General features: G+C 63.9%; 18 protein-coding genes. 8 read left to right on the top strand and 10 right to left on the bottom strand.

The features are described from left to right. Positions 1-34: 34 nt before the first annotated feature. On the bottom strand, positions 35-469 hold the full coding sequence (locus EC912_RS09030) for a hypothetical protein (protein WP_132143133.1): 435 nt from the start codon (positions 467-469) through the stop codon (positions 35-37). A gap of 98 nt (positions 470-567) precedes the next feature. Continuing rightward, positions 568-1500 carry an RHS repeat-associated core domain-containing protein gene (locus EC912_RS09025; protein ID WP_132143130.1) on the bottom strand — a complete coding sequence of 311 codons (933 nt, stop codon included), beginning with the start codon at positions 1498-1500 and terminating at the stop codon, positions 568-570. A 1181-nt stretch (positions 1501-2681) separates the two neighbouring features. Between EC912_RS09025 and EC912_RS09020 the strand changes: the two genes are divergently transcribed. From EC912_RS09020 to EC912_RS08985, 8 genes are all read left to right on the top strand, one after another. Then, positions 2682-3101: a heavy metal-responsive transcriptional regulator gene (locus EC912_RS09020; RefSeq protein ID WP_132143128.1), complete on the top strand. Its 420-nt coding sequence runs from the start codon at positions 2682-2684 to the stop codon at positions 3099-3101. Then, on the top strand, positions 3098-5422 hold the full coding sequence (locus tag EC912_RS09015) for a heavy metal translocating P-type ATPase (RefSeq protein WP_243649206.1): 2325 nt from the start codon (positions 3098-3100) through the stop codon (positions 5420-5422). Before EC912_RS09020 ends, EC912_RS09015 begins: the two co-directional genes overlap by 4 nt. A gap of 122 nt (positions 5423-5544) precedes the next feature. Then, the gene (locus tag EC912_RS09010; RefSeq protein WP_132143124.1) at positions 5545-6153 is read left to right on the top strand and encodes a GNAT family N-acetyltransferase; all 609 of its coding nucleotides are present in this window, start codon (positions 5545-5547) and stop codon (positions 6151-6153) included. Beyond that, positions 6150-7424: a bifunctional tetrahydrofolate synthase/dihydrofolate synthase gene (gene folC, locus EC912_RS09005; protein WP_132143122.1), complete on the top strand. Its 1275-nt coding sequence runs from the start codon at positions 6150-6152 to the stop codon at positions 7422-7424. The genes EC912_RS09010 and folC overlap by 4 nt, the downstream gene beginning before the upstream one ends. Before the next feature lie 87 nt (positions 7425-7511). Then, positions 7512-8552 (top strand): SPOR domain-containing protein, encoded by a 1041-nt coding sequence (locus EC912_RS09000; RefSeq protein WP_132143120.1) that lies wholly within the window; start codon positions 7512-7514, stop codon positions 8550-8552. 60 nt (positions 8553-8612) lie between these two features. Continuing rightward, complete coding sequence (locus EC912_RS08995; RefSeq protein ID WP_132143118.1) at positions 8613-9206, top strand: CvpA family protein; 594 nt, start codon at positions 8613-8615, stop codon at positions 9204-9206. Positions 9207-9219: 13 nt separating this feature from the next. Then, the gene (purF, locus tag EC912_RS08990; protein ID WP_132143116.1) at positions 9220-10698 is read left to right on the top strand and encodes an amidophosphoribosyltransferase; all 1479 of its coding nucleotides are present in this window, start codon (positions 9220-9222) and stop codon (positions 10696-10698) included. A 64-nt stretch (positions 10699-10762) separates the two neighbouring features. Then, positions 10763-11563: a ferritin-like domain-containing protein gene (locus EC912_RS08985; RefSeq protein ID WP_132143114.1), complete on the top strand. Its 801-nt coding sequence runs from the start codon at positions 10763-10765 to the stop codon at positions 11561-11563. Positions 11564-11636: 73 nt separating this feature from the next. Here the strand turns inward: EC912_RS08985 and EC912_RS08980 are convergent, their stop codons facing one another. From EC912_RS08980 to phoR, 8 genes are all read right to left on the bottom strand, one after another. Next, positions 11637-12488, bottom strand: a complete 852-nt coding sequence (locus EC912_RS08980; protein WP_243649205.1) for an ion transporter — start codon at positions 12486-12488, stop codon at positions 11637-11639. A gap of 85 nt (positions 12489-12573) precedes the next feature. Beyond that, on the bottom strand, positions 12574-13308 hold the full coding sequence (locus EC912_RS08975; RefSeq protein WP_132143110.1) for a UDP-2,3-diacylglucosamine diphosphatase: 735 nt from the start codon (positions 13306-13308) through the stop codon (positions 12574-12576). Positions 13309-13312: 4 nt separating this feature from the next. Further along, the gene (locus tag EC912_RS08970) at positions 13313-14026 is read right to left on the bottom strand and encodes a peptidylprolyl isomerase (RefSeq protein WP_132143108.1); all 714 of its coding nucleotides are present in this window, start codon (positions 14024-14026) and stop codon (positions 13313-13315) included. Between the two features lie 59 nt (positions 14027-14085). After that, complete coding sequence (locus EC912_RS08965; protein WP_132143106.1) at positions 14086-15603, bottom strand: Ppx/GppA phosphatase family protein; 1518 nt, start codon at positions 15601-15603, stop codon at positions 14086-14088. A 299-nt stretch (positions 15604-15902) separates the two neighbouring features. Then, entirely contained in the window at positions 15903-16394 is a 492-nt protein-coding gene (locus EC912_RS08960) for a hypothetical protein (protein WP_132143104.1), read from the bottom strand. Further along, positions 16391-17536 carry an MGDG synthase family glycosyltransferase gene (locus EC912_RS08955; protein WP_132143102.1) on the bottom strand — a complete coding sequence of 382 codons (1146 nt, stop codon included), beginning with the start codon at positions 17534-17536 and terminating at the stop codon, positions 16391-16393. Before EC912_RS08955 ends, EC912_RS08960 begins: the two co-directional genes overlap by 4 nt. 10 nt (positions 17537-17546) lie before the next feature. Continuing rightward, entirely contained in the window at positions 17547-19622 is a 2076-nt protein-coding gene (gene ppk1, locus EC912_RS08950) for a polyphosphate kinase 1 (RefSeq protein ID WP_132143100.1), read from the bottom strand. 92 nt (positions 19623-19714) lie between these two features. Next, positions 19715-20998, bottom strand: coding sequence for a phosphate regulon sensor histidine kinase PhoR (gene phoR / locus EC912_RS08945; RefSeq protein ID WP_428993097.1), 1284 nt, complete (start codon positions 20996-20998; stop codon positions 19715-19717). Positions 20999-21060: the final 62 nt, after the last annotated feature.

Genomic DNA, 21060 nt, shown 5'->3' with positions numbered 1-21060 from the left:
GCATACTCGCCAATCCAACGAGCTCCTCCTCAGATCACTGGGAAACTACTTCTTCTACGGATACCGCACCAAACTGAGTGACCCTGTTGCGCACGGCCTCCTGGTACGGTTCCAGGCTATGCGTCGTATTGCAACTCCAAAACGAAAAATCAAATACCGACGACGGCTTTTTGTTCTTCGCCCGAATGGAAATTTTTGATGCCCTTTTCGCATCGAATACTTCCAAAAAACTTATGCTCAGGGAGTCCGCCCCCTCCGCTCTACCAACATAGCTAGCACCCAGGGCAATGGGCTCCTTGTCGGATTGCAAGAACGTGATGAAGTCCTGGCGTCGCTCCGGCCGAACTGTCACCCGCAACGCGATGGGGCTCACCTCGCCCGTCGCACAGTAAGATTGGCTAGAAACCGCCGGCTGTATCCATCCGACTAAAGCCAGAGCGAACAGCATATTGAAGCGTATTGCGCGCATGGATGGTTTCCTGTCGTTGAGCCGAGTTCCTACGCGAGCGACTTTAGAGAGTCAATTCGTAGATGCGCTGTCCATCGTCAGGATTATCGACTCGACAGTCATTGACTAGGTTCCAAAAAGGAATCCGCTGCATCGTTATAAGCACCTTGATGAGAGTCTTGATCTTTGTTCATTTGCCATGATCCGGATATTCCAAGGGCTTTCCATTCGTCGCGACTCTGGTGGATTCCCTCGTGTAAAAACTCAACCTCTTGCGTCCTTTCTGCATCTCCATAGATGGTGCGACCGGGCTGTAAGCCAGCCTGTTCAACATGGGTCGTGTTTCGCTGTGTATACATAGCTCCAGATTCGGAGGGATCGACGCTGATGACGCGCCTTCCTAAATTTTGGGCAATCGAAGTGCCTGAAATAGAAAATGAATAAGCCTTGCCCCCACTCTGAAACGATATAACCTGGGTCTTTCCCGAACTAGCTGCCGCGTTGACCGCCGTCGTCAGTGCCTTTTCCACTCCTGCATAGGTTTTATGGTCTTCCGCCGTGGCGTTTCGGGTTACATTCCTTCCATTCACCGGCGTGACGACTTGGTCAATCTGACACGTGTAGGTTTTATCGGCTTGCGTACAGGTACGTCCATCGGGATCGACATATCGAACGGGATTGTCATTGGCATAGCCATACCGATTGAAGGTAAAGATATTCGCCGCTGTCGGCGAAACAGGGTCCACACTTGAGAAGCGCCCTGTCGCAGCGTCGTAGTATCTTTGTTGCATGTAGATAAGATTAGTGTCTGGATCAACCACATGTCCCGTGTATCCCGGTCCATGGGGTAACGTACCTGATGCGATCGTTCCGTATGGCGTGTAGTCGGACGTTGTAATGATGTTGCCTTGCGCATCGGTTTCCGCCAAGACAGTGCCTTGGGGATCGGTATAGTAATAGGTGACGGTGCTGTTTTGCTGAGCGTGAGCGAACTCACTGACCCAAAGCGATATCACGCAACCGGCGACGACTGCTGCTCGACTGATAACCATCCGTTGATCCCCTGTCCATTACCCGGTCCGCCATTGCGGGCGTGTCGCCGCGATGCAACCAATAATAGGCGGAGGCGTCAAGCGACTTCCTGCACCTTCGTGACGTCGCTCAGGATATCCGGGCCTACGATCCAGGCTTCCTCAAAGCCCTTACGGTCCACGGCGCCGCCCCATTGGGCGATACGAAAGACCCAGCATGGATAGAGGTCCAGGACCGCGCCGTCGTCACCCGACCGGATTGACAGCGGATGGCGGCGGGCACAGTTTACGTTCGGGCTTCGTCACCCAGGCCGGATAGCCGATGTGCCGCTGGCCGAGACCATGGCTCAGAGTGGCCGCTGCAGTGTGTCAGCACGCTCGGCTATCACCGCGCCGGCGCGTCGGCCGATAGCGAGGAGGCGCGTTTGATGGAGGATGGGCCCGCGGCGGACACGGCTGACGTTGCAGGCACTACCGTCGACGCCATAGTCGTATGAGCCGTGGCGCTTCGTTCAAGGTATTCACGGGCTCCGTCATCCCCTAGGCGCACGAGATACACGTGCTCTCTTCACTGATCAGCGTCGCACTCAGAACGCCATCGCGGTGTCGCGGGCGATTTTAAGAGAAAGGCATAAGGATTATTACTTTCAAGATATTAAGACAGAAAGTGCACCTTTTTTTGTAATTCTCGGCCGACCCTTACTAAGCGTCGGCACCTAGATTTAGTGCCTAATGAAATGAGGCAAGGTACAGCGCCGAATACCAGCATCCTTTTAAGGTAGGTTCTGCGTCGTGGCCAAAGATCATGGTGCTCATATCGTCAAAGCCCCCGGCAAGTGTGCACCTTGCGCGGTTCACATAAGCACACGCTAGAAGCGCATGGCTGGCTGACCGTCTGGTTCTGACCTCTGCCCAGCAATGCGGTGATGCAAGCCGAGAGCATGTCTTCGGGGTTGGTCTTCGTTTCCTCGGGGCAGGCGACTTTTTCGGGTGCGCCAAGGCGCTGACCTTCGAGCTCTATGGCGAGGAAGCGTGCGTGGTTTCTCGCTTCTATCGGGCGATCCGCAATCCTGAGCAGTGACAGGGTAAAGGGGGCAATGACACGGTTTCAGATACGGGTGACAAGGTAAAGGGAGCCCGACAACAGATAACGTCACGCCGCGCTTGACTCTGGACCTGGATCAATGGTCTAGACTTGATCCATGACTACCGCATCGAACTCTCTGACTATTGGGCGCATCGCCAGCACCGTGGGCGTTGCCATCGACACCATCCGCTATTACGAGCGCGAGGGACTGCTTCCCGAGCCGCGCCGGCGTGCGTCGGGCTATCGGGAATACGACATTGGTGCGGTGGCGCGCCTGCGTTTTATCCGGCGAGCCAAGGACCTGGGTTTTACTCTTGATGAAATACGTGAACTGCTGGCTCTTTCGTCCGATCGGGCGGAAGGCGTCAGTGGCGTACGCGAGCGGGCGCAGAGCCGGCTCGATGCCATCGACGCGCGCATCGTCGAATTGCAGCGCGTACGTGGCGGGCTGGCAGATCTGATCGACGCCTGTCCGGGGCATGGGGCGCCGGAGGAATGTCCCATTCTTCGCGCGTTGTCCGACGTACGGGCATGAGCGCCACGCACTGCGCCCATAGCGCCTCCGCGTCGGTGGAAGTGAAAGATCCGGTTTGCGGGATGACGGTCGATCCGGAGACGGCGAAGCATCGGGCCGAGCACGACGGGCAGACATACTATTTCTGTGCCGTGCGCTGCCACGATCGTTTCGTCGCCGATCCTCATGCGTTCCTGCATCCGAAGGCGTCGGCCGCACCGGCGGCTCCCTCGGGCACGATCTATACGTGTCCCATGCATCCGGAAGTCCGCCAGATCGGCCCCGGTGCCTGCCCGAAATGCGGCATGGCGCTGGAGCCGGCCATGCCGTCCTCGGATGACGATGACAGCGAGGTGCGGGCGCTGGGGCGGCGGATGGCCGGGTTGCTGGCGTTGACGCTTCCTGTGTTCCTGCTTGCCATGGGTCCGCATCTGTTCGGCTGGCATCTCGCGCATCCGTTCGACGCGATCGCCGGCTGGATCGAGGCGGTGCTCGCCAGCGTCGTTGTGCTTTGGGGCGGTGCGCCGTTCTTCGCGCGTGGCTGGCGTTCGTTGCGGCCGTGGTCGCCGAATATGTACACGCTGATCGCCCTGGGTACGGGCGTGGCGTGGACGTATAGCGCGATCGCGTTTCTTTTCCCCGGACTCTTTCCGCCCGCCATGCACGACGAGCACGGTGGTGTGGCCGTCTATTTCGAATCGGCGGCGGTGATCGTCACGCTGGTGTCGCTGGGCGATTTCCTCGAGTTGCGCGCACGGCGGCGCACTGGAGCCGCATTGCGCGCGCTGCTCGGTCTGGTGCCGAAGACGGCACGGCGTATCGGCAACGATGGCGGCGAGCACGATGTCGCGCTGGAAGATATCGCCGTGGGCGATGTGCTTCGCGTAAGGCCCGGCGAGAAAGTGCCGGTGGACGGTGTTGTCGTCGAGGGTGAAAGCCATGTCGACGAAGCCATGCTCACAGGCGAGCCCATGCCGGTGAGTAAGAGATATGGCGACCGCGTTACCGGCGGTACGCTGAACCAGCATGGCGCGCTGACCATGCGTGTCGATCGCATCGGTAGCGACACCATGTTGTCGCGCATCGTGGCGCTTGTTGCCGATGCGCAGCGTTCGCGCGCACCGTTGCAACGCATTGCCGATCGCGTCGCGGCATGGTTCGTGCCCGCCGTGGTAGCGGTGGCCGTCCTCGCGTTCGCGGCATGGTGGCTGGTCGGTCCCGATCCGCGTTTCGCCCACGCGCTTGTCGCGGCGGTATCGGTTCTGATCATTGCCTGTCCCTGCGCGCTGGGACTGGCGACACCGATGTCGATCATGGTCGCGAGTGGCCGTGGTGCGCAGATGGGCGTTCTGTTCCGGGATGCGGCGGCGATCGAAACATTGCGCGATGTCGATACGCTGGTGTTCGACAAGACCGGTACGTTGACGGAAGGAAAGCCAGCGCTGACCGAAGTGCAGACCTATGGTCGCGAACGCGCGGCGGTGCTGGCCTTCGCGGCGGCGGTGGAGCGGCCCAGCGAGCATCCGCTTGCGGCGGCGGTCATCGCGGCGGCCGACGCCGAGGGCATAGTCATTCCTACCGTCACGGGGTTCGAAGTGGCGGTGGGTCGTGGTGTTGTTGGCCGGGTCGACGACACCGATGTCGCCCTGGGCAATCTGAAACTGATGGAGCAGGAGCGTGTCGATACTGGCGCGGCGCGCGATCGGGCCGAGTCGCTGCGTGCGCGGGGCTCCACGGTGATGTTCCTCGCGTTGAACGGACGTCTCGCCGGTCTGCTTGCGTTCGCCGACAAGGTGAAGCCTTCGGCGGCACCCGCACTCGATGCGCTGCGCGAAGCAGGCCTGCGTCTGGTGATGCTCACCGGAGACAGCGAAACCACCGCGCGGGCGGTAGCGGCGAATCTGTCGGTCGACGAAGTGCACGCTGGTGCGTCTCCCGAGGAAAAAGCGTCGATCATCCGGGCCCTGAAGGCAGAAGGGCGCAAGGTGGCCATGGCGGGCGACGGCGTGAACGACGCACCCGCGCTGGCGCTGGCCGATGTCGGCATCGGGATGGGCAATGGCAGCGATATCGCCATCGAAAGTGCATCGGTCACGTTGTTGAAGGGCGATCTGGCGGGCATCGTGCGTGCGCGTCGTCTGTCGCAGGCGACCGTGACCAATATCCGGCAGAACCTGTTCTTTGCCTTCGTCTACAACGCCATTGGCGTGCCGCTGGCGGCGGGCGTGCTGTATCCGCTGTGGGGCGTCACGCTGTCGCCGATGGTGGCCGCGCTGGCGATGAGTCTGAGTTCGGTGTCGGTGGTGGGTAATGCGTTGCGTTTGCGGGGCGAAAAGCTCTGATCCACTTCCTGACGGAGCGCGCTCCCACCGAGCTCGCTCCGTCAGGCACTCTGATGTACAGCGCGCTAAAGCGCGCTTCGCGCGTTAAGCTTCGCATCTCCCCACCGCTTTCCGAGCGTCCCATGTCCCAGTCCACCGACTTTCGCATCGAAACCTACGTGGGTGCCGCGATGCTCAACCACCTCGATCGCGTGGCCGCGCTGCGCACCGCCGTGTTCCGCGAATGGCCGTATCTGTACGTGGGTGACGACAACTATGAGCGCGAATACCTGTCCCACTACGCAGCGTCTCCGCGCAGCATCTGCGTTCTGGCGCGCGTTGGCGACGAGATCGTCGGCGCATCCACGGGTATCCCCCTGCGCGACGATGCGGCTTCGTACCACCAGCCTTTCGAGCGCAAGGGCATTCCCGTCGACGATGTGTACTATTTCGGCGAATCGGTCGTGTTGTCCGAATGGCGCGGTCGCGGCATTGGTCATCGCTTCTTCGATACCCGCGAAGCGCATGCGCGCGCCGTTGGCGATTTTCGCTGGACGGCATTCTGTTCCGTGCAGCGCGACGAGAACGATCCGCGCCGCCCGTCGGGATATCGCGGAAATGGGGTGTTCTGGACGAAGCGCGGCTACGAGCCGCGCACGGACATGACGTGCGAACTGACGTGGCCGGAAATCGGCAGCGTGGAGCCGGTGAAGCATCGTCTCGGCGTCTGGATGCGGAAGCTCGTTCGTTGACCTCGCGTAACCTCACTGAGTGGCTTGCCTATCAGGAAGGCGTGCATCCACGCACCATCGAACTCGGTCTCGAACGGGTAAGTAAAGTGTGGCAACGCATGGGCGGCGGCCAGCCCGCGCCCGTCACCATTACGGTGGGCGGCACGAACGGCAAGGGATCGACGGTCGCTTTGCTGGAGGCCATGCTTCGTGCGGCGGGCTATCGCACCGGCTGTTACACCTCGCCGCACCTGCTCGCCTATAACGAACGCATACGCATCGACGGCATCGACGCCGCCGATGACGATCTCGTGGCTTCGTTCGAGCGTATCGAAGAAGCGCGCGGTGAGATTCCGCAGACCTATTTCGAGTTCGGCACGCTGGCGGCGCTGGATCTGCTCGTACGCGCCGATCTGGATGTCGCGATTCTGGAAGTCGGTCTCGGCGGGCGTCTGGACGCGGTCAACATCGTGGCCGCGGATGCGGTGGCGATCACGACCGTCGATCTCGATCACCAGGACTTGCTGGGTTCCGACCGCGACAGCATCGGCTATGAAAAGGCAGGTATCGCCCGGGTGGATCGTCCCGCCATCGTGGGCGAGGCGAATCCGCCCGCGGGTCTGATCAACGCACTGAATGCGATTGGTGCGGCGACCGAGCGGGCAGGCATCGATTTCACGGTGGAGCGCGGCGTCGATGGCTGGCGCTGGACCCATCGCGACGGTACGTCGTTCGAGCTGCCGGACCCGGCGCTCGACGCGCCGTGTCAGCACGACAACGCAGCGACGGCCCTAGCCGTTCTGCATGCGCTGCGCGATCGCCTGCCAGTCGGCGTCGACGCGCTGGCGGTGGGCCTGCGCGCGGTGCACGTTCCGGCCCGCCTGCAGCAGACGCGTTCCGCACCGCGCGAAGTGGTGGATGTCGCGCACAACCCGCAAGCGGCCCGTGCGCTGGCGGACTGGCTCGACGCCCAGCCGCGCGGGCAGGGCGGTCGCGTGCTCGCGGTCTTTGGCGCGCTTGCCGACAAGGATGTGGCGGGTGTCGTCGGTGCCCTCGGTCAGCGGGTGGATGGCTGGTATCTCGCCGGGCTGGACGGAAGCACGAAGCGCGGCCTGACCGCGGGTGCCGTGACGACCTTCCTTCAGGAAACCCTGCCGGGTGCCCATCACGCGTCGTTCGACGATGTCGCCTCGGCGATACGCGCGGCGCGGGAAGACGCGGCGGCGGACGATACGATCCTGATCTTCGGTTCTTTCTTCGTAGCCTCGGTCGGTTTATCCCTGGCTATGTGAACGTCCCCGTCGCCACGCAGGCGGTGGGTGCCCGATGCCGGGTATAATCGCGGCGATACGCTAAGCGTCAGCCGTATGGAGCCTTCATTGAAAACACGTCTGCTGGGTGCCGCCGTCCTGATCGCTCTGGCGGTCCTGTTCTTGCCGATGATCTTCTCCAGCGCGCCGCCCAAAACGGATGCCGACCAGACCGTCAGCCTGGAAATTCCTCCGGCGCCGGATCGCGAACTGCAGACGCGGACGCTCGATGTCGCGCCGAATGGCGCCCCTGCCTCCGTGGCGGGTGCCCAGGTGGCCAATGGCCCGGTTCCCCAGGCTCCCATTGCCGCCGCTCCGGCGGGCGACAAGCTCGCCTCGGTCAACATCGCTTCGCGCAAGCCGGCCGATGCCCTGCCGGAAGATTTCGCCAACCAGCCGCAGCCGAAGCCCGCATCGGCCCGCAGCACGCCGGCGCCGAAGCCGGTTACGCCCGTCGCGACCGCTCCGGTGAAGCCGGCCGCGCCGGTGGCAGCGACGCCTGTCGCACCGGCCGAACCCGCCGGCACGGCCGCACGCGGTAGCTATACGATCAACCTCAGCGCCTATGCGGATCACGCCAAGGCGGATGCCCTGGTGTCGAAAGTCCGTGGGCTCGGTTATCCCGTCACCGCCAGCGCCACGACGCAGGCCGGCAAGGCGCTGACCCGCGTCACGGCTGGGCCGTTCGAAAGCCGTACGGCCGCCGAAGCGGCCCGTCTCAAGATCACTTCGTCGGTTCCGGGCGTGCCGGCCTCGCTGTCGGCAGGTTCCAGCAGCCAGCAGGCGGATGTCGCGCCGCGTGCGCCGGCTCCGGTCGCCGCCGCCCCGGCAGGGGCGTCTCCCGCACCGGCCGCTGCCAGCGCGCCGCATGCGGGCGGGTTCGCCGTTCAGCTTGCCGCCGTCAGCAGCGAAGTGGAAGCCACGCGCCTGCGCGACAAAGTACGCGCCGCGGGTATCGCGGGTTATGTGGACACCGTGTCCAGCAGCAGCGGCGCGAAGCTCTGGCGCGTACGCGCCGGGCCGCAGACGCAGCGGGACGACGCGGTACGCCTCAAGGAGCAGGTGAAAGCCAAGCTCGGCATCGACGGCGTCGTGGTCACCGCCCCGTAAGGCGGGCGGCCACTGCGCTTCGATTCCCATGCCTCTCCGCCCCCGCCATGGAACGCCTGAGTGAACTGGCTCGACTACACCATTCTCACGATCCTTGGCTTGTCGGTCTTGATGGGGCTATGGCGCGGCCTCATTTCCGAGGTGTTGTCGCTGGTGATCTGGGCGATGGCTTTCTGGATCTGCTGGACGTTCGGGCCTTCGGTGGCCGGGTATTTCGAACACAGCATCCCGCAGCCTTCGGCGCGGATGCTTCTCGGGTACGGCATGTGCTTCGTGGCGGTACTGATCCTGGGTGCGCTGGTGCGTTTCGTGATCGGGCGACTGGTGGCGGGTACGGGACTTGGCGGCACCGACCGCCTGCTGGGCATGGTGTTTGGCTTTGCCCGCGGCGTGCTGATCGTGTCGCTGGGCGTATTCCTGATGGGATTCACGCCGATCGCCGGCGATTCCTGGGTACGCGATTCGCAGATGTTGCCGCAATTTCGCGGCGTAGCCGACTGGCTCGGCTCAGAATTACCAGCGTCGGTACGCGGGAATTTCCACCTGCCCGACGTGCTGGACCATATTCCCAAGCTGTCGGTGCCGTCGTTGCCGCAGCAGGACACGATCGATCATCTTCACCCTGCCGCCGCGTCCACGGCGGCTCATCAGTAGGAAGGCAAGTCCCATGTGCGGAATCATCGGCATCGTCGGTACCACCGAGGTGGCATCGGCCCTGTATGACGGCCTGACCGTCCTGCAACATCGCGGGCAGGATGCCGCCGGCATTGCCACGGTGGACGGCGCGCGTCTGCGCCTGCACAAGGGCAACGGACTTGTCCGCGACGTATTCAACCAGAGTGGCGTTTCCAAGCTGCACGGTCGCATCGGCATCGGTCATTGCCGCTACCCGACCGCCGGTTCGACCGACATGGAAGAAGCGCAGCCTTTCTACGTGAACTCGCCTTACGGCATTGCCTTCGCGCACAACGGTAACCTCGTGAACACCGAAGTGCTGCGCAAGGAAATGTTCGAGGACGATCGTCGCCACATCGACACCGACTCCGATTCCGAGGTCCTGCTGAACGTGCTCGCGCACGAACTGCAGTTGGAAGACCGCGGAAACCTGACGGCCGAACACGTCTTCAAGGCGGTATCCGCCGTGCACGCCCGTGCGCGTGGCGGCTATGCCTGCCTGGCGCTCATCCTCGGCTACGGCCTGGTGGCGTTCCGCGATCCGAACGGCATCCGTCCGCTGGTGCTCGGCGAGCGCGAGACGGTAGGCGGCCGCGAATACGCGGTGGCCTCCGAATCCGTCGCGCTGGACGTCCTTGGCTTCAAGCGCGTGCGCGACGTGGAGCCGGGCGAAGCCGTCATCATCACGGACGGTGGCCAGTTGCATGCCCAGCGTTGCGCGCCGGATGCGGTGCATGCACCGTGCATCTTCGAATACGTGTACCTCGCGCGTCCCGACTCGATGATGGAAGACGTGTCGGTGTACAAGGCACGCCTGCGCATGGGCGAGAAGCTCGCCGAGAAGATCCTTCGCGAGCGCGGTCCGGACCACGGTATCGACGCGGTCATCCCCATCCCGGATACCTCGCGCACAGCGGCCAGTTCGCTGGCGCAGGCGCTTGGTGTTCCGATGCGCGAAGGGCTGGTCAAGAATCACTACATCGGCCGTACCTTCATCATGCCGGGGCAGGGCGAGCGCGTGAAATCGGTGCGTCGCAAGCTCAACACCATCGAGCTGGAATTCCGCAAGAAGAACGTCCTGCTGGTCGACGATTCGATCGTTCGCGGCACGACGTCCAAGCAGATCATCCAGATGGCCCGCGACGCGGGTGCGAAGAACGTCTACTTCGCTTCGGCCGCGCCGCCGGTGCGCTATCCGAACGTCTACGGCATCGACATGCCCGCGACGGCGGAACTGATCGCTGCCGGCCGTACGGTGAAGGAAGTCGAGACGGAGCTTGGCGCCGACTGGCTGGTCTATCAGGACCTCGAAGATTTGATCTGGGCCGTCAGTGACGGCAACGAAGATCTGAAGCACTTCGATACCTCGTGCTTCTCGGGCGAGTACGTGACGGGTGTCGAAGCCGGCTACCTCGCACAGCAGGAAACCCAGCGTTCGGATGCCGCGAAAACGGAACGCCGTAGCGCCTGAGTCCGATCGGCTTCACAACGAGGCGGCCCATCGAGGCCGCCTCGTCGTTTCAGGGATTCTGGACATGACCGATCTCCATGCCGCCGCCAAACGCTGTCTGGATGCCGTCGACCCGGCCGAGAAGGTGCGTCTGTCGTTCGAGACATGGCAGCGTCTGCTCGATGGCGAACTGAGGCCCGATGTCGACGCGCCCGGTCCCGAGCCGGTCGGTCCGCCGGGACGGCCGCCGCTTCCACGTCTGATATCGCCGCGCGACCTCGCGCAGCGCGGGCTCGGCACAGCCGAAGGGCGTGCCGCGCTGGTCCATGCGATCGCGCATATCGAATTCAACGCTATCAATCTGGCGTGGGACGCCGTTTATCGATATCGCGGCAAGCCGGAGGGTTTCTATCGCGACTGGGCGTCCTGCGCGAACGACGAGGCACGCCACTACACGATGCTGGCCTCGCGCCTGGCGGAGCTTGGCCACGCCTATGGCGATTTCGACGCGCATAACGGCCTGTGGGACATGGCGGAAAAGACGGCGCACAGCGACACCGCACGCATGGCACTGGTGCCGCGCGTACTCGAAGCGCGCGGTCTGGACGTTACACCGGGAATGATCGAACGCCTCAAGCGTCAGGGCGACGATCCGACGGTGGCGATACTCGACGTGATCCTGCGCGAAGAAGTCGCGCATGTCGCCGCGGGCACCCGCTGGTTTCACTGGTGCTGCGAGCGTGACGGCGTCGAGTCGCGCGCCACCTTCGTCGCGTTGCTCGACGAATACATGCACGGATCGCTACGCGGCCCGTTCAATCGCCCGGCCCGCCGCGAGGCGGGGTTCAGCGAGCTGGAGCTGGAGTGGCTGGAGACGTTGGGCTAAGGGCTTTTGGCGCTCCCACAGAAAGCTTCGCACCACCATGGGCATCGTCACGAAGAGGACCTTGCTCATGCGGCTACAACCCCGTACCGCACTTCCTGCAATATCCCGCATCGCGTTCGTGCCCGACCGTGCCGCAATGCGCACACATCCGCGTATCGCGCTCGCCGCGAATGATGCCGGCGGCCAGTTCCGCACCGACGATGCCGGTAGGCAGCGCGATGATCGCGTAGCCGAGCAGGATGGTGACGGAGGTGAGCATCTGACCTAGCGGCGTGCGTGGCGTGAGATCGCCGTAACCCGTGGTGCTCAGTGTGACGACCGCCCAGTACATCGCGGCGGGAATGCTGGTGAATCCGTGCTCCGGACCTTCCACGACATACATCATCGTGCCGAGGATCACGACGAGGATGCACACCGCGAAGAAGAACACGAAAATCTTCCGGCGCGCATGTGCCAGCGCCGTCATGAGTCCATGCGCTTCGTCGAAGTACAGGGGAATCTTGAGCAGGCGGAAGACGCGCAGCAGGCGCAGGATGCGCACGTCGATCAGGTAATGGATGCCCGGTAGCACCAGGGCGATATAGGTCGGCAGGATGGCCAGCAGGTCGATCACGCCGAACAGGCTGAAGGCGTACCGCAACGGTCGTTGCACGGCCAGCAGGCGCACGATGTATTCGATGGTGAACGCGATCGTGAACACCCATTCCAGCCCATACAGCGCACCGCTGGACTGCGCATGGATGGACGTCACGCTGTCCAGGATCACTACCAGTACGCTGGTGACGATCACCAGTAGCAGCGTGACATCGAAACGGCGTCCCGCCGTCGTGTCCGACTCGAAGATCAGCGTATGTGCCTTGCGTCGCCATCCGCTTGCGGGTTTGCCGAAGCGGAGACTGCGCGTGTCTTGCCGGGACATGTTCATGCGTGGAACGCCTCGCGGGAGCCGCGCTGAGTCTAGCGCTTCCACCGAGGTGTACGACTATGGATAAAGTCCGATACGGACCTTCTTACGCCGTCGGCAGACGCAGTCCGCGCAGCTCGACACCGTTGGCATCGACGGTCAGCACCGAGCCCTGGTCGTACCAGTCGCCCAGCACGATGCGTTGCGCGGGTGCGCCGTCCAGTGTGAAGTCGTGGATGGCCGGACGATGCGTATGACCGTGGATGAGGCGATGAACGCCCTTGTCGCGCATGGTGGTTTCCACCGTATGCTGGTTCACGTCCATGATCGCCTCGGCGATACGGCCGGTGCGCTCCTTGCTTTCCGTGCGCGCCTTGGCGGCGAATGCACGGCGTGCTTCGAGCGGCATGGCGAGAATCTGCGCGCCCCATGCGGGCGTCCTTACCTGCTGGCGGAACGCCTGATATTCGATGTCGTCCGTGCACAGCAGATCGCCGTGCATCAGCAGAGTGGGCGTCCCGTAAAGGTCGTGTACGACGCCGTCGTCGAGAAGCATCATGCCGGCACGTTCGGCGAAGGTCTCGCCGAGCAGGAAGTCCCGGTTGCCCACCATGAAGTACACCGGTACGCCGGCATCGCGCAGGCTGCGCGTCGCGTGTGCGATGCGTCCGGGAAGTTCGGCATCGTCGTCGTCGCCGACCCAGGCTTCCACCAGATCGCCCAGAATGTAGAACGCATCCGCCGCGCGCGCTTCGTCGCTGGCCAGGTAGTCCTCGAACAAGGTCGTGATCGCGGGGCGGCTGTCGTCCAGATGCAGGTCGGAAATAAAGAGCGTCGTCATGCGATCAGTGCTTCGCCGGCTTCGCTTTGGCTGGCGCGGACTTCGTCGCGTCGCTCTTCGGAGCGGGCGGGGCGGGTGGCGCCGAGGCGGTGGGAGCGGGCGTGGCCTTTTCCTCGCCGACGACGTTCGCCGTGGTGATGACGACCAGCGGATCGGGTACGTCGCTGACGAAGGGGCCCTGCGGGTGCGTCGGCAGTTTGGCGATCTTGTCGACCACGTCCATGCCGGTCACGACCTTGCCGAATACCGCGAAGCCCCAGGTCAGACCGCTCTGGTTGCTGACGTAGTCCAGCCGACGGTTGTCGACGAGGTTGATATAGAACTGGGCGGTGCCCGAGTTCGGATCGGCGCCGCGAGCCACGGCAATGGTGCCGCGCAGGTTCGACAGGCCGTTGTCGGCTTCGCTGGGAATGGCCGCGCGCGTACGACGCTGGGTCAGGTCGCGACCGTAGAGGCCGCCCTGGATCATGTAACCGTCGACCACGCGGTGGAATACGGTGCCGTCGTAGAAGCCGTCGCGGACGTACTGCGTGAAGTTCGCCACGCTTTTGGGCGCCTTCTCCGGGTACAGCTCCAGCGTGACGTCGCCCTGGCTGGTATGCATGACCACGCGCGGATGCTGATCGGCACCGGCCGTCGGAGCGTTGGGTTTGGCCGTCTGCGCCGCAAGCGACAAGGGCAGGGCGAGAAGCAGGCTGGCTAGGGCGTATCGAAGCATGGGCGTTATCGGGTACGGCGAGACATTCGGGCGATGATACGCCTATCTCGGCGGGAGGCTTACTCGGTGGCAAGTTCCAGTTGCAATCCGAGGTCGGCCAGCGGTTCGCGTTCCTGCTCCAGATCGGCCTCGGTCAGCGGATGCTGGTCGAGCCAGTCGGCCGGCATCGACAGGCGCAGGCGCTGACGTGTCGCGGCGACGCGGATGCGTGGGAGCGCCTCGGCACGGCGAGCGCGACGGAACAGCACGCCCAGGCGCAGCAGTGCCGTAATGTGCTTCGCCAGCATGCGATAACGCACCGGCAGACTCGCCAGCACGGATTTTTCCGGCTTGCGGCGATGACACTCGACGATGGCCGCCAGCAACTGCTGTTCCTGTCGCGAGAAGCCGGCGAGGTCCGCATGCCTGAGGATGTAAGCGCCGTGACGCTGATGCTGGCTGTGGGCGATGGCCAGGCCCAGCTCGTGGACACGGGCGGCCCACGACAGCCATTCGCGGGCGTCGTCGTCCAGTTTCCAGGCCTTCGCCACCTGGTCGAAGAATCCGAGGGCGGTAGTTTCCACGCGGCGCGCCTGGGCGCGGTCCACGCCATAGCGGCTGGCGAGCGCGTCGATGCTGGCCGTGCGCGGATCGGTACCGACCGCGCGACCCATCAGATCCCACAGCAGGCCTTCGCGCATGGAGCTTTCCGATACGCCCAGCCGTTCGATGCCAAGGGACTCGAAGGCCGCTTCGAAGATGGCGACACCGCCGGCGAATACTTCCGCGCGGTCGTCGGCCAGTCCGGGCAGCTTGAGCGTGGAGGACTGGCCTTGTTCGATGATGGCTTCGCGTACCGTGGCGAGCGCGGCGGCCGTGATGCCGTTGTCGGAAAGCTTCATGGCGCGGACCACGGCGCCGATCGATTTGGCCGTACCCGACGACCCGTAGGCATCGGCCCAGCCGGCCTCGCGATATTCCTCGCCGAACTGCTGGAGCAGCACGCCGATTTCGCGGCGTGCCTTTTGCCAGCGCTTGCGCGTGATCTTTCCGCCGGGGAAGAAGCGCATGGTGGAAGCGATGCAGCCGACCTGGACGCTTTCCGTGTGCAGCGGCGCGGTGCCGCGGCCGATGATGAATTCGGTGCTGCCGCCGCCTATATCGATCACCAGCCGGTGATCGCGCGAGGCGGGCAGGTCGTGCGCGGCGCCCAGGAAGATCAGGCGTCCTTCTTCGCGACCGGAGACGATTTCGACCGGGTGGCCGAGCGCCGCTTCGGCGGCGGACAGGAACGCCTGTGGCGAGGCGAGGCGCCGGACCGTGTTGGTGGCGACCGCGCGGACGCGCATGGCGGGGATGCCTGCGATGCGCTGGCCGAAGCGGGCGAGGCTGGCGAGCGCCGCAGCGCGGTGCTCCGCGTCCAGCGTGCCGTCGGAGCGCAATCCGACGGCCATGCGCACGGAATCGCGCAGGCGGTCGATGACGCGCGGTTCGCCGTGCTCGAAGCGGGCCACGACCATGTGAAAGCTGTTGGAGCCCAGATCGACGGCGGCGAGCAGTTCGCCTTCATTGATCTGCGATTTGCCGGCATTGCTCAATGGGCCGTCCCGAGACTTCGATTTGGGCGATTCTTGCACGTGCCGAGGGCTTGCAGGCAATAGATCGTGTTCTGTAGGGGCGAGCAAGGCGAAGTGCTCTCGGTTGCTCGGTCGTTCTTTGTGGGAGCGCGCCTGCGCGCGAAAGCCAACGGAGCGAAGATGCTATGCGCGGCATCCGCTGCCAGGAAAGTGGGCTAGCGATGAGAACCTCAGGCTTCCTCGCTCCGTGGGCTTTCGCGCGCAGGCGCGCTCCCACAGAGAGCCATAGAGCCCACAGCCCACAGCCCACGGAGAGCGGGTCAGCGCTCTTGTCTGGAATGCCATCCCGAAAGCACGAACAACCCCAGCCCCAGTGCGCCATAGACCCAGTAGTCCGTCGGCGCCACGCCCCACCAGTGCTTATGCCACGGCACATCGACAGGATTGAATCGCCCAAGGCCCCAGGCCGGGTTCAGCACGAACCACAGCAGGTCTTCGGTGACCCAGAAGATCATCACGCAGGCGATGGCCCGTACCTCGGCCCGCCACGTCCAGCGGCCCTGGAACACCATGGGGAAGTGGAAGAACAGCGCGATGAACGGGAATACCCAGGCGTGGTAGCCGGTCATGGCGCGACCGCCCCACAGCAGGTCCAGCAGCCAGTGGCGCTCGATGCGCCACGTGGGCAGGCTGGTGGCCCAGCCCGCGCCGCCTTCTATCTGGATTTCGACATTGGCGAACATCCAGGCGAGGACCAGGGTGAAGGCAAACGTCGCAATGAGCGTCCACGGCCGTTCGAACCGAAACCTCACGCGGTCGTCGCCAGATCCGCAAGCACGATATTGAGCACGTCCTTCGCCGCATCGGGGCGCCCGATGGCACGGGCGCGTTCGCGCATCGCCTGCAGGTGGCCCCGGTTGCGGTTCAGATGGGCGATGCGCCACGCGAGCGCTTCCGCATCGATGCCCTTCAGTGCGGCGCCTTGCTCAAGCAGGTAATCCGCGTTGCGTTCTTCCTGCCCGGGGATCGGTGCATTGACGATCATTGGCAGGCCCATTGCCAGGCATTCCGATGTCGTCAGGCCGCCGGGCTTGGTAATGGCCAGATCGCAGCAGGCCATCAAGCGCTCGACCTGCCGGCTGAAACCTTGCGGATACAGCCGCCCCGGATGCTTGGCGGCAAGCGTGCGCAGCCGGGCAAGCGCGTCCTCGTTGCGTCCGGCAAGCACGACCAGCTGAAAGTCGCCGTCGACCGCGAGAAGCCTGGCGGCCACGTCGTCCAGACCGCCGACACCCGCACCGCCGCCCATTACCAGATACGCCGGGCGGTCGGGATCGATGCCGTATTCGGCTGCGCAGGCAAGACGATCGGGCGCGGACGAGAAGGCGGGCATGATGGGGATGCCGGTGGTATGCACGTTTTTCCTGTCGATACCGACGGCGTGCATGCGCGCGGCGATTTCGTCGTTGGCCGCGAAGTAACCGCGCATGCGCGGAACGACCCACATGCGATGCAGGTCGAAATCGGTGACCTGTACCCACACCGGTACGTCGAAGCGATTGCGGCGAATTTCGTGCATCAGCATTTCGGCGGGAAGGAAGTGCGTGCAGACGATGGCGTCGGGACGGAATTCCGCGATCGCCTTGCGCAGCTTGCGCGTGTTCAGCCGCTCCATCGTGCGGCGCATGCGCTGCACGAGCGCATCGGGATGGGCGTCGTCCGTGATGCGGTAAAGCATGCCCCATAGCTGCGGGTGCTTCGTGATCAGGCGCAGGTAGAAGTCCGAGTACATCCGGCGAAAGCTCGACGGGACATAGTCCATCGCGTCGAGGTGCAGGCTGGTGACGTCCACGCCGTTCGCGGCCATTGCCTCGACCGTCGCGTGGAGTGAATCGGCGGCGCGCACGTGACCGGCGCCCGCCGAAACGCTGAGAAGAAGGATTCGACGGGTCATTCGGCACTCATCAGTTGATGTATTTGGCAAGCAACGCTTGCTGGGCGCTGTACGGTTCCTGGCCCTTCCCGGGAACGCGGCGGATATAGCGTCCGTCGTCTCCCAGCATCCAGGCCTGTGTGTTGTCGCGCAGATAATTTTCCAGCGTTTCTTCGTACACGCGTGTCGCCAGGGCCGGGTCGAGGATGGGCGTGGCGATCTCGATGCGGCGCATCAGATTGCGTTCCATCCAGTCGGCGCTGGCGCAGTAGATTTCCGGATTGCCGTCGTTGCCGAACCAGTAGATGCGACTGTGCTCGAGGAAACGTCCGATGATCGAGCGCACGCGGATACGCTCCGACACACCCGGCAGACCCGGTCGCAACGTGCAGGCGCCGCGTACGATGAGTTCGATATCGACACCGGCGTTGGACGCGCGGTAAAGCGCCTCGATCACGTGCGCTTCGTTGAGTGCGTTCAACTTGGCGACGATGCGCGCGGGACGTCCGGCCTTCGCGTGTTCGATTTCCCGCTCGATCTTGCCCATGACGCTGCTGTACAGCGTGAACGGCGAATGCAGCAGGCGTTTCAGCTGGATCATCGGTCCCAGCCCCGAAAGCTGCTGGAAGACCTTGTGGATGTCCTCGCCGATTTCCTGGTTCGAGGTCATCAGCCCGATATCGGTATAGCCGCGGCTGGTGCCCTGGTGATAATTGCCGGTCGACAGGTGGACGTAGCGACGCAGGCCGTCGCCGTCGCGGCGCACGATCAACAGCATCTTCGCGTGCGTCTTGTAACCCACGACGCCGTATACGACCTGTACGCCCGCTTCCTGCAGGCGATTGGCCAGGCCGATGTTCGCCTCTTCGTCGAAACGCGCGCGCAGTTCGACGACGACGGTTACGTCCTTGCCATTGCGCGCCGCGTCCACCAGCAGGTCGACCAGCGGCGAGTCCTTGCCCGCACGATAAAGCGTCTGCTTGATCGCGAGTACGTTCGGGTCCTGCGACGCGCGGCGCAGCAGTTCGACGACGGAGGCGAAGGATTCGTAAGGATGATGGAGCAGCACGTCGCGCGTACTGAGCACGTCGAACTCGTTGACCTCTTTCTCGAACACCGGCGACAGGCGCGGCGTGAACCGGGGGAACTTCAGTTCGGGGCGATCGATCTGGTCGTAGACGATGCCTGCGCGAATGATGTTCACCGGACCGTCGCAACGGTAGATGTCCTGGTCTTCGAGCTGGAAGTTGGCCATCAGCATGTCGGTGATGGAGCGCGGGCAGTCCGCGCCAACTTCGAGACGAACGGGGCGCGCATACCCGCGCCCGGCCAGTTCCTCGCTGAGCGCGCGGGCGAGGTTTTCGACCTCGGCTTCCTCGACCACCAGTTCGCTGTTGCGCGTGACCCGGAACTGATAAGACGCACAGACATTGAACCCGGCGAACATCTCGACGGCGAAGGCTTGCAGCACTTCGGCGAGAAATACGAAATCGAAATCCGCCCCGGCGACTTCCGCCGGCAGGCGAACCAGGCGCGGCAGCGATCGCGGCGCACGGACCAGCGCCATATGTCCTTCGCGGCCGAAGGCATCGCGGCCTTGCAGGACCACGGCGACGTTGAGCGTCTTGTTGAGAATGCGCGGAAACGGGTGCGCGGGATCGAGGCCCAGCGGCGACAGCACCGGCATGATCTCGTTCTGGAAATAGCCCTGCAGCCAGCGCCGCTGCTTTTCGGTCCACTGGCTGTGCGTAAGGAAGCGGATGCCTTCGACGGCGAGGGCGGGGCCCAGTTCGTCCTGCCACGTCGTATAGATGTCGGCAACCAGTTCCAGCGTGCGCTCGCGAATGCGCGCCAGAATTTCCGCCGACGGCATGCCGTCCGGCCCGGGCGCCGCGGAGCTGAGCGCATGGTGATGCTTCAGCACGGCCACGCGAACCTCGAAGAATTCGTCAAGGTTGTTGCTGACGATGGTGAGGTAGCGCAGGCGCTCGAGAACGGGAATCGTGGCGTCGCGGGCTTGCGCCAGTACGCGGAAGTTGAATTCCAGCGCCGCCAGTTCCCGGTTCAGATAGAGCTCGGGGGCCCCGAGGTCGACGTACTCGCTCATTCGTTCCACTTCGCCGCGTGACAAACGCCGATGGTGGCGCGTTTGCATCATGCCGGAAAGTGGCAACGCAGCAAGGACGGCGTAGTCACGAATCAGCCATGCAGGTGCAGATCGTGGGCGCGCTCGGGGTCCAGCAGGCGTTCGGTGCCGAAGACGCAGGCGAAAGTGGAGCCCTGGCCGGGTTCGCTGTCGATCTCGAGACGGGCCTGATGCAGGTTGAGTACGTGCTTGACGATGGAAAGACCAAGGCCCGTGCCGCCCGAGTCGCGCGACCGGCTGGAGGACACGCGATAGAAGCGCTCGGTCAGCCGGGCGATATGCGACGCCGGAATGCCGAAGCCGCTGTCCTTGACCGAGAAGGTCGCGCCATGGGCGGTACGCTCCCAGCGAATGTCGATGCGTCCGCCGGTGGGCGTATAGCGAACCGCGTTGCTCACCAGGTTGGAGAAGGCGCTGTGCAGGTCTTTCGGCGAACCGAGGATGTCGGTCGCGATGGAACCTTCGAGTGCAATCTTGTGGCGCCCCTGACTCAGCGCTTCGGCTTCCTTGCGCAACGTGGCCAGCAACGGCGTCATCTGGACCTGCTCTTCGGCGACGTGGTCCTGGGTTTCCAGGCGCGAAAGCGTCAGCAGGTCTTCGACGATCTGCCCCATGCGCTTGGACTGGATGCGCATTTCGTCGATCACCGAAGCCAGTTCCGGGATGTCTTCCGGATCGAGCAGTTCGAGGTAACCGTGAATCACCGTGAGGGGCGTGCGTAGCTCGTGCGAAACATTGGCCACGAAATCGCGGCGAATCTGTTCGAGCCGGGTGAGATGACTGGTGTCTCGGGCCAGTAACAAACGCTGGCGGCTGCCGAACGGCAGCAGCGTGACCGAGATATGACGGTTTGGCCGGCCGGGGGCCGTGACATCGTTGAGCGGTTCGCGCGCGCCTTCGGTCAACCAGTCCGCCAGTTCCGAATTGCGCAGCACGTCCAGCAGGTCGCGGCTGCGGTCGGTCGGGCGGCGAAGGCCCAGCAGTTCTTCCGCCGCGTGGTTGAACCAGCGCACGTGGCGCGCCTGGTCCAGCAGGACCACAGCGTCCGGCAAAGTGCCGGCGGCGCTGCGAAGGTCGCGCAACTGGGAGGCGATACGGCGGGTTCGGGTCATGAGACGGTCATATTGCGGATCGGCCTCGGCGCGGGCCGTGGCCATCATTGGCCGGTTTCGATGACGGATTCGCGACAGCAGTACGACGATTTCGGCCAGCGCGACCACGGTCACACCCGCCAGCGGCGCGTCGACGAACGCACCCGCCACACCCCCGACGGCAAGCGCCGCCATAAGAAGGGCGGGCAGTCGCAGGGAGCTGTCGAAACGATAGGACATGGGCATGACCGAAAGGCGGATGGGCCACGGCACCTTACCGTGCCGTGACATCGCCGTCAGCCCGATAT

The sequence above is a fragment of the Luteibacter rhizovicinus genome, assembly GCF_004342265.1.
Taxonomy (GTDB): Bacteria; Pseudomonadota; Gammaproteobacteria; order Xanthomonadales; family Rhodanobacteraceae; genus Luteibacter; species Luteibacter rhizovicinus_B.
This window is presented reverse-complemented; position numbering and strand designations above follow the sequence as displayed.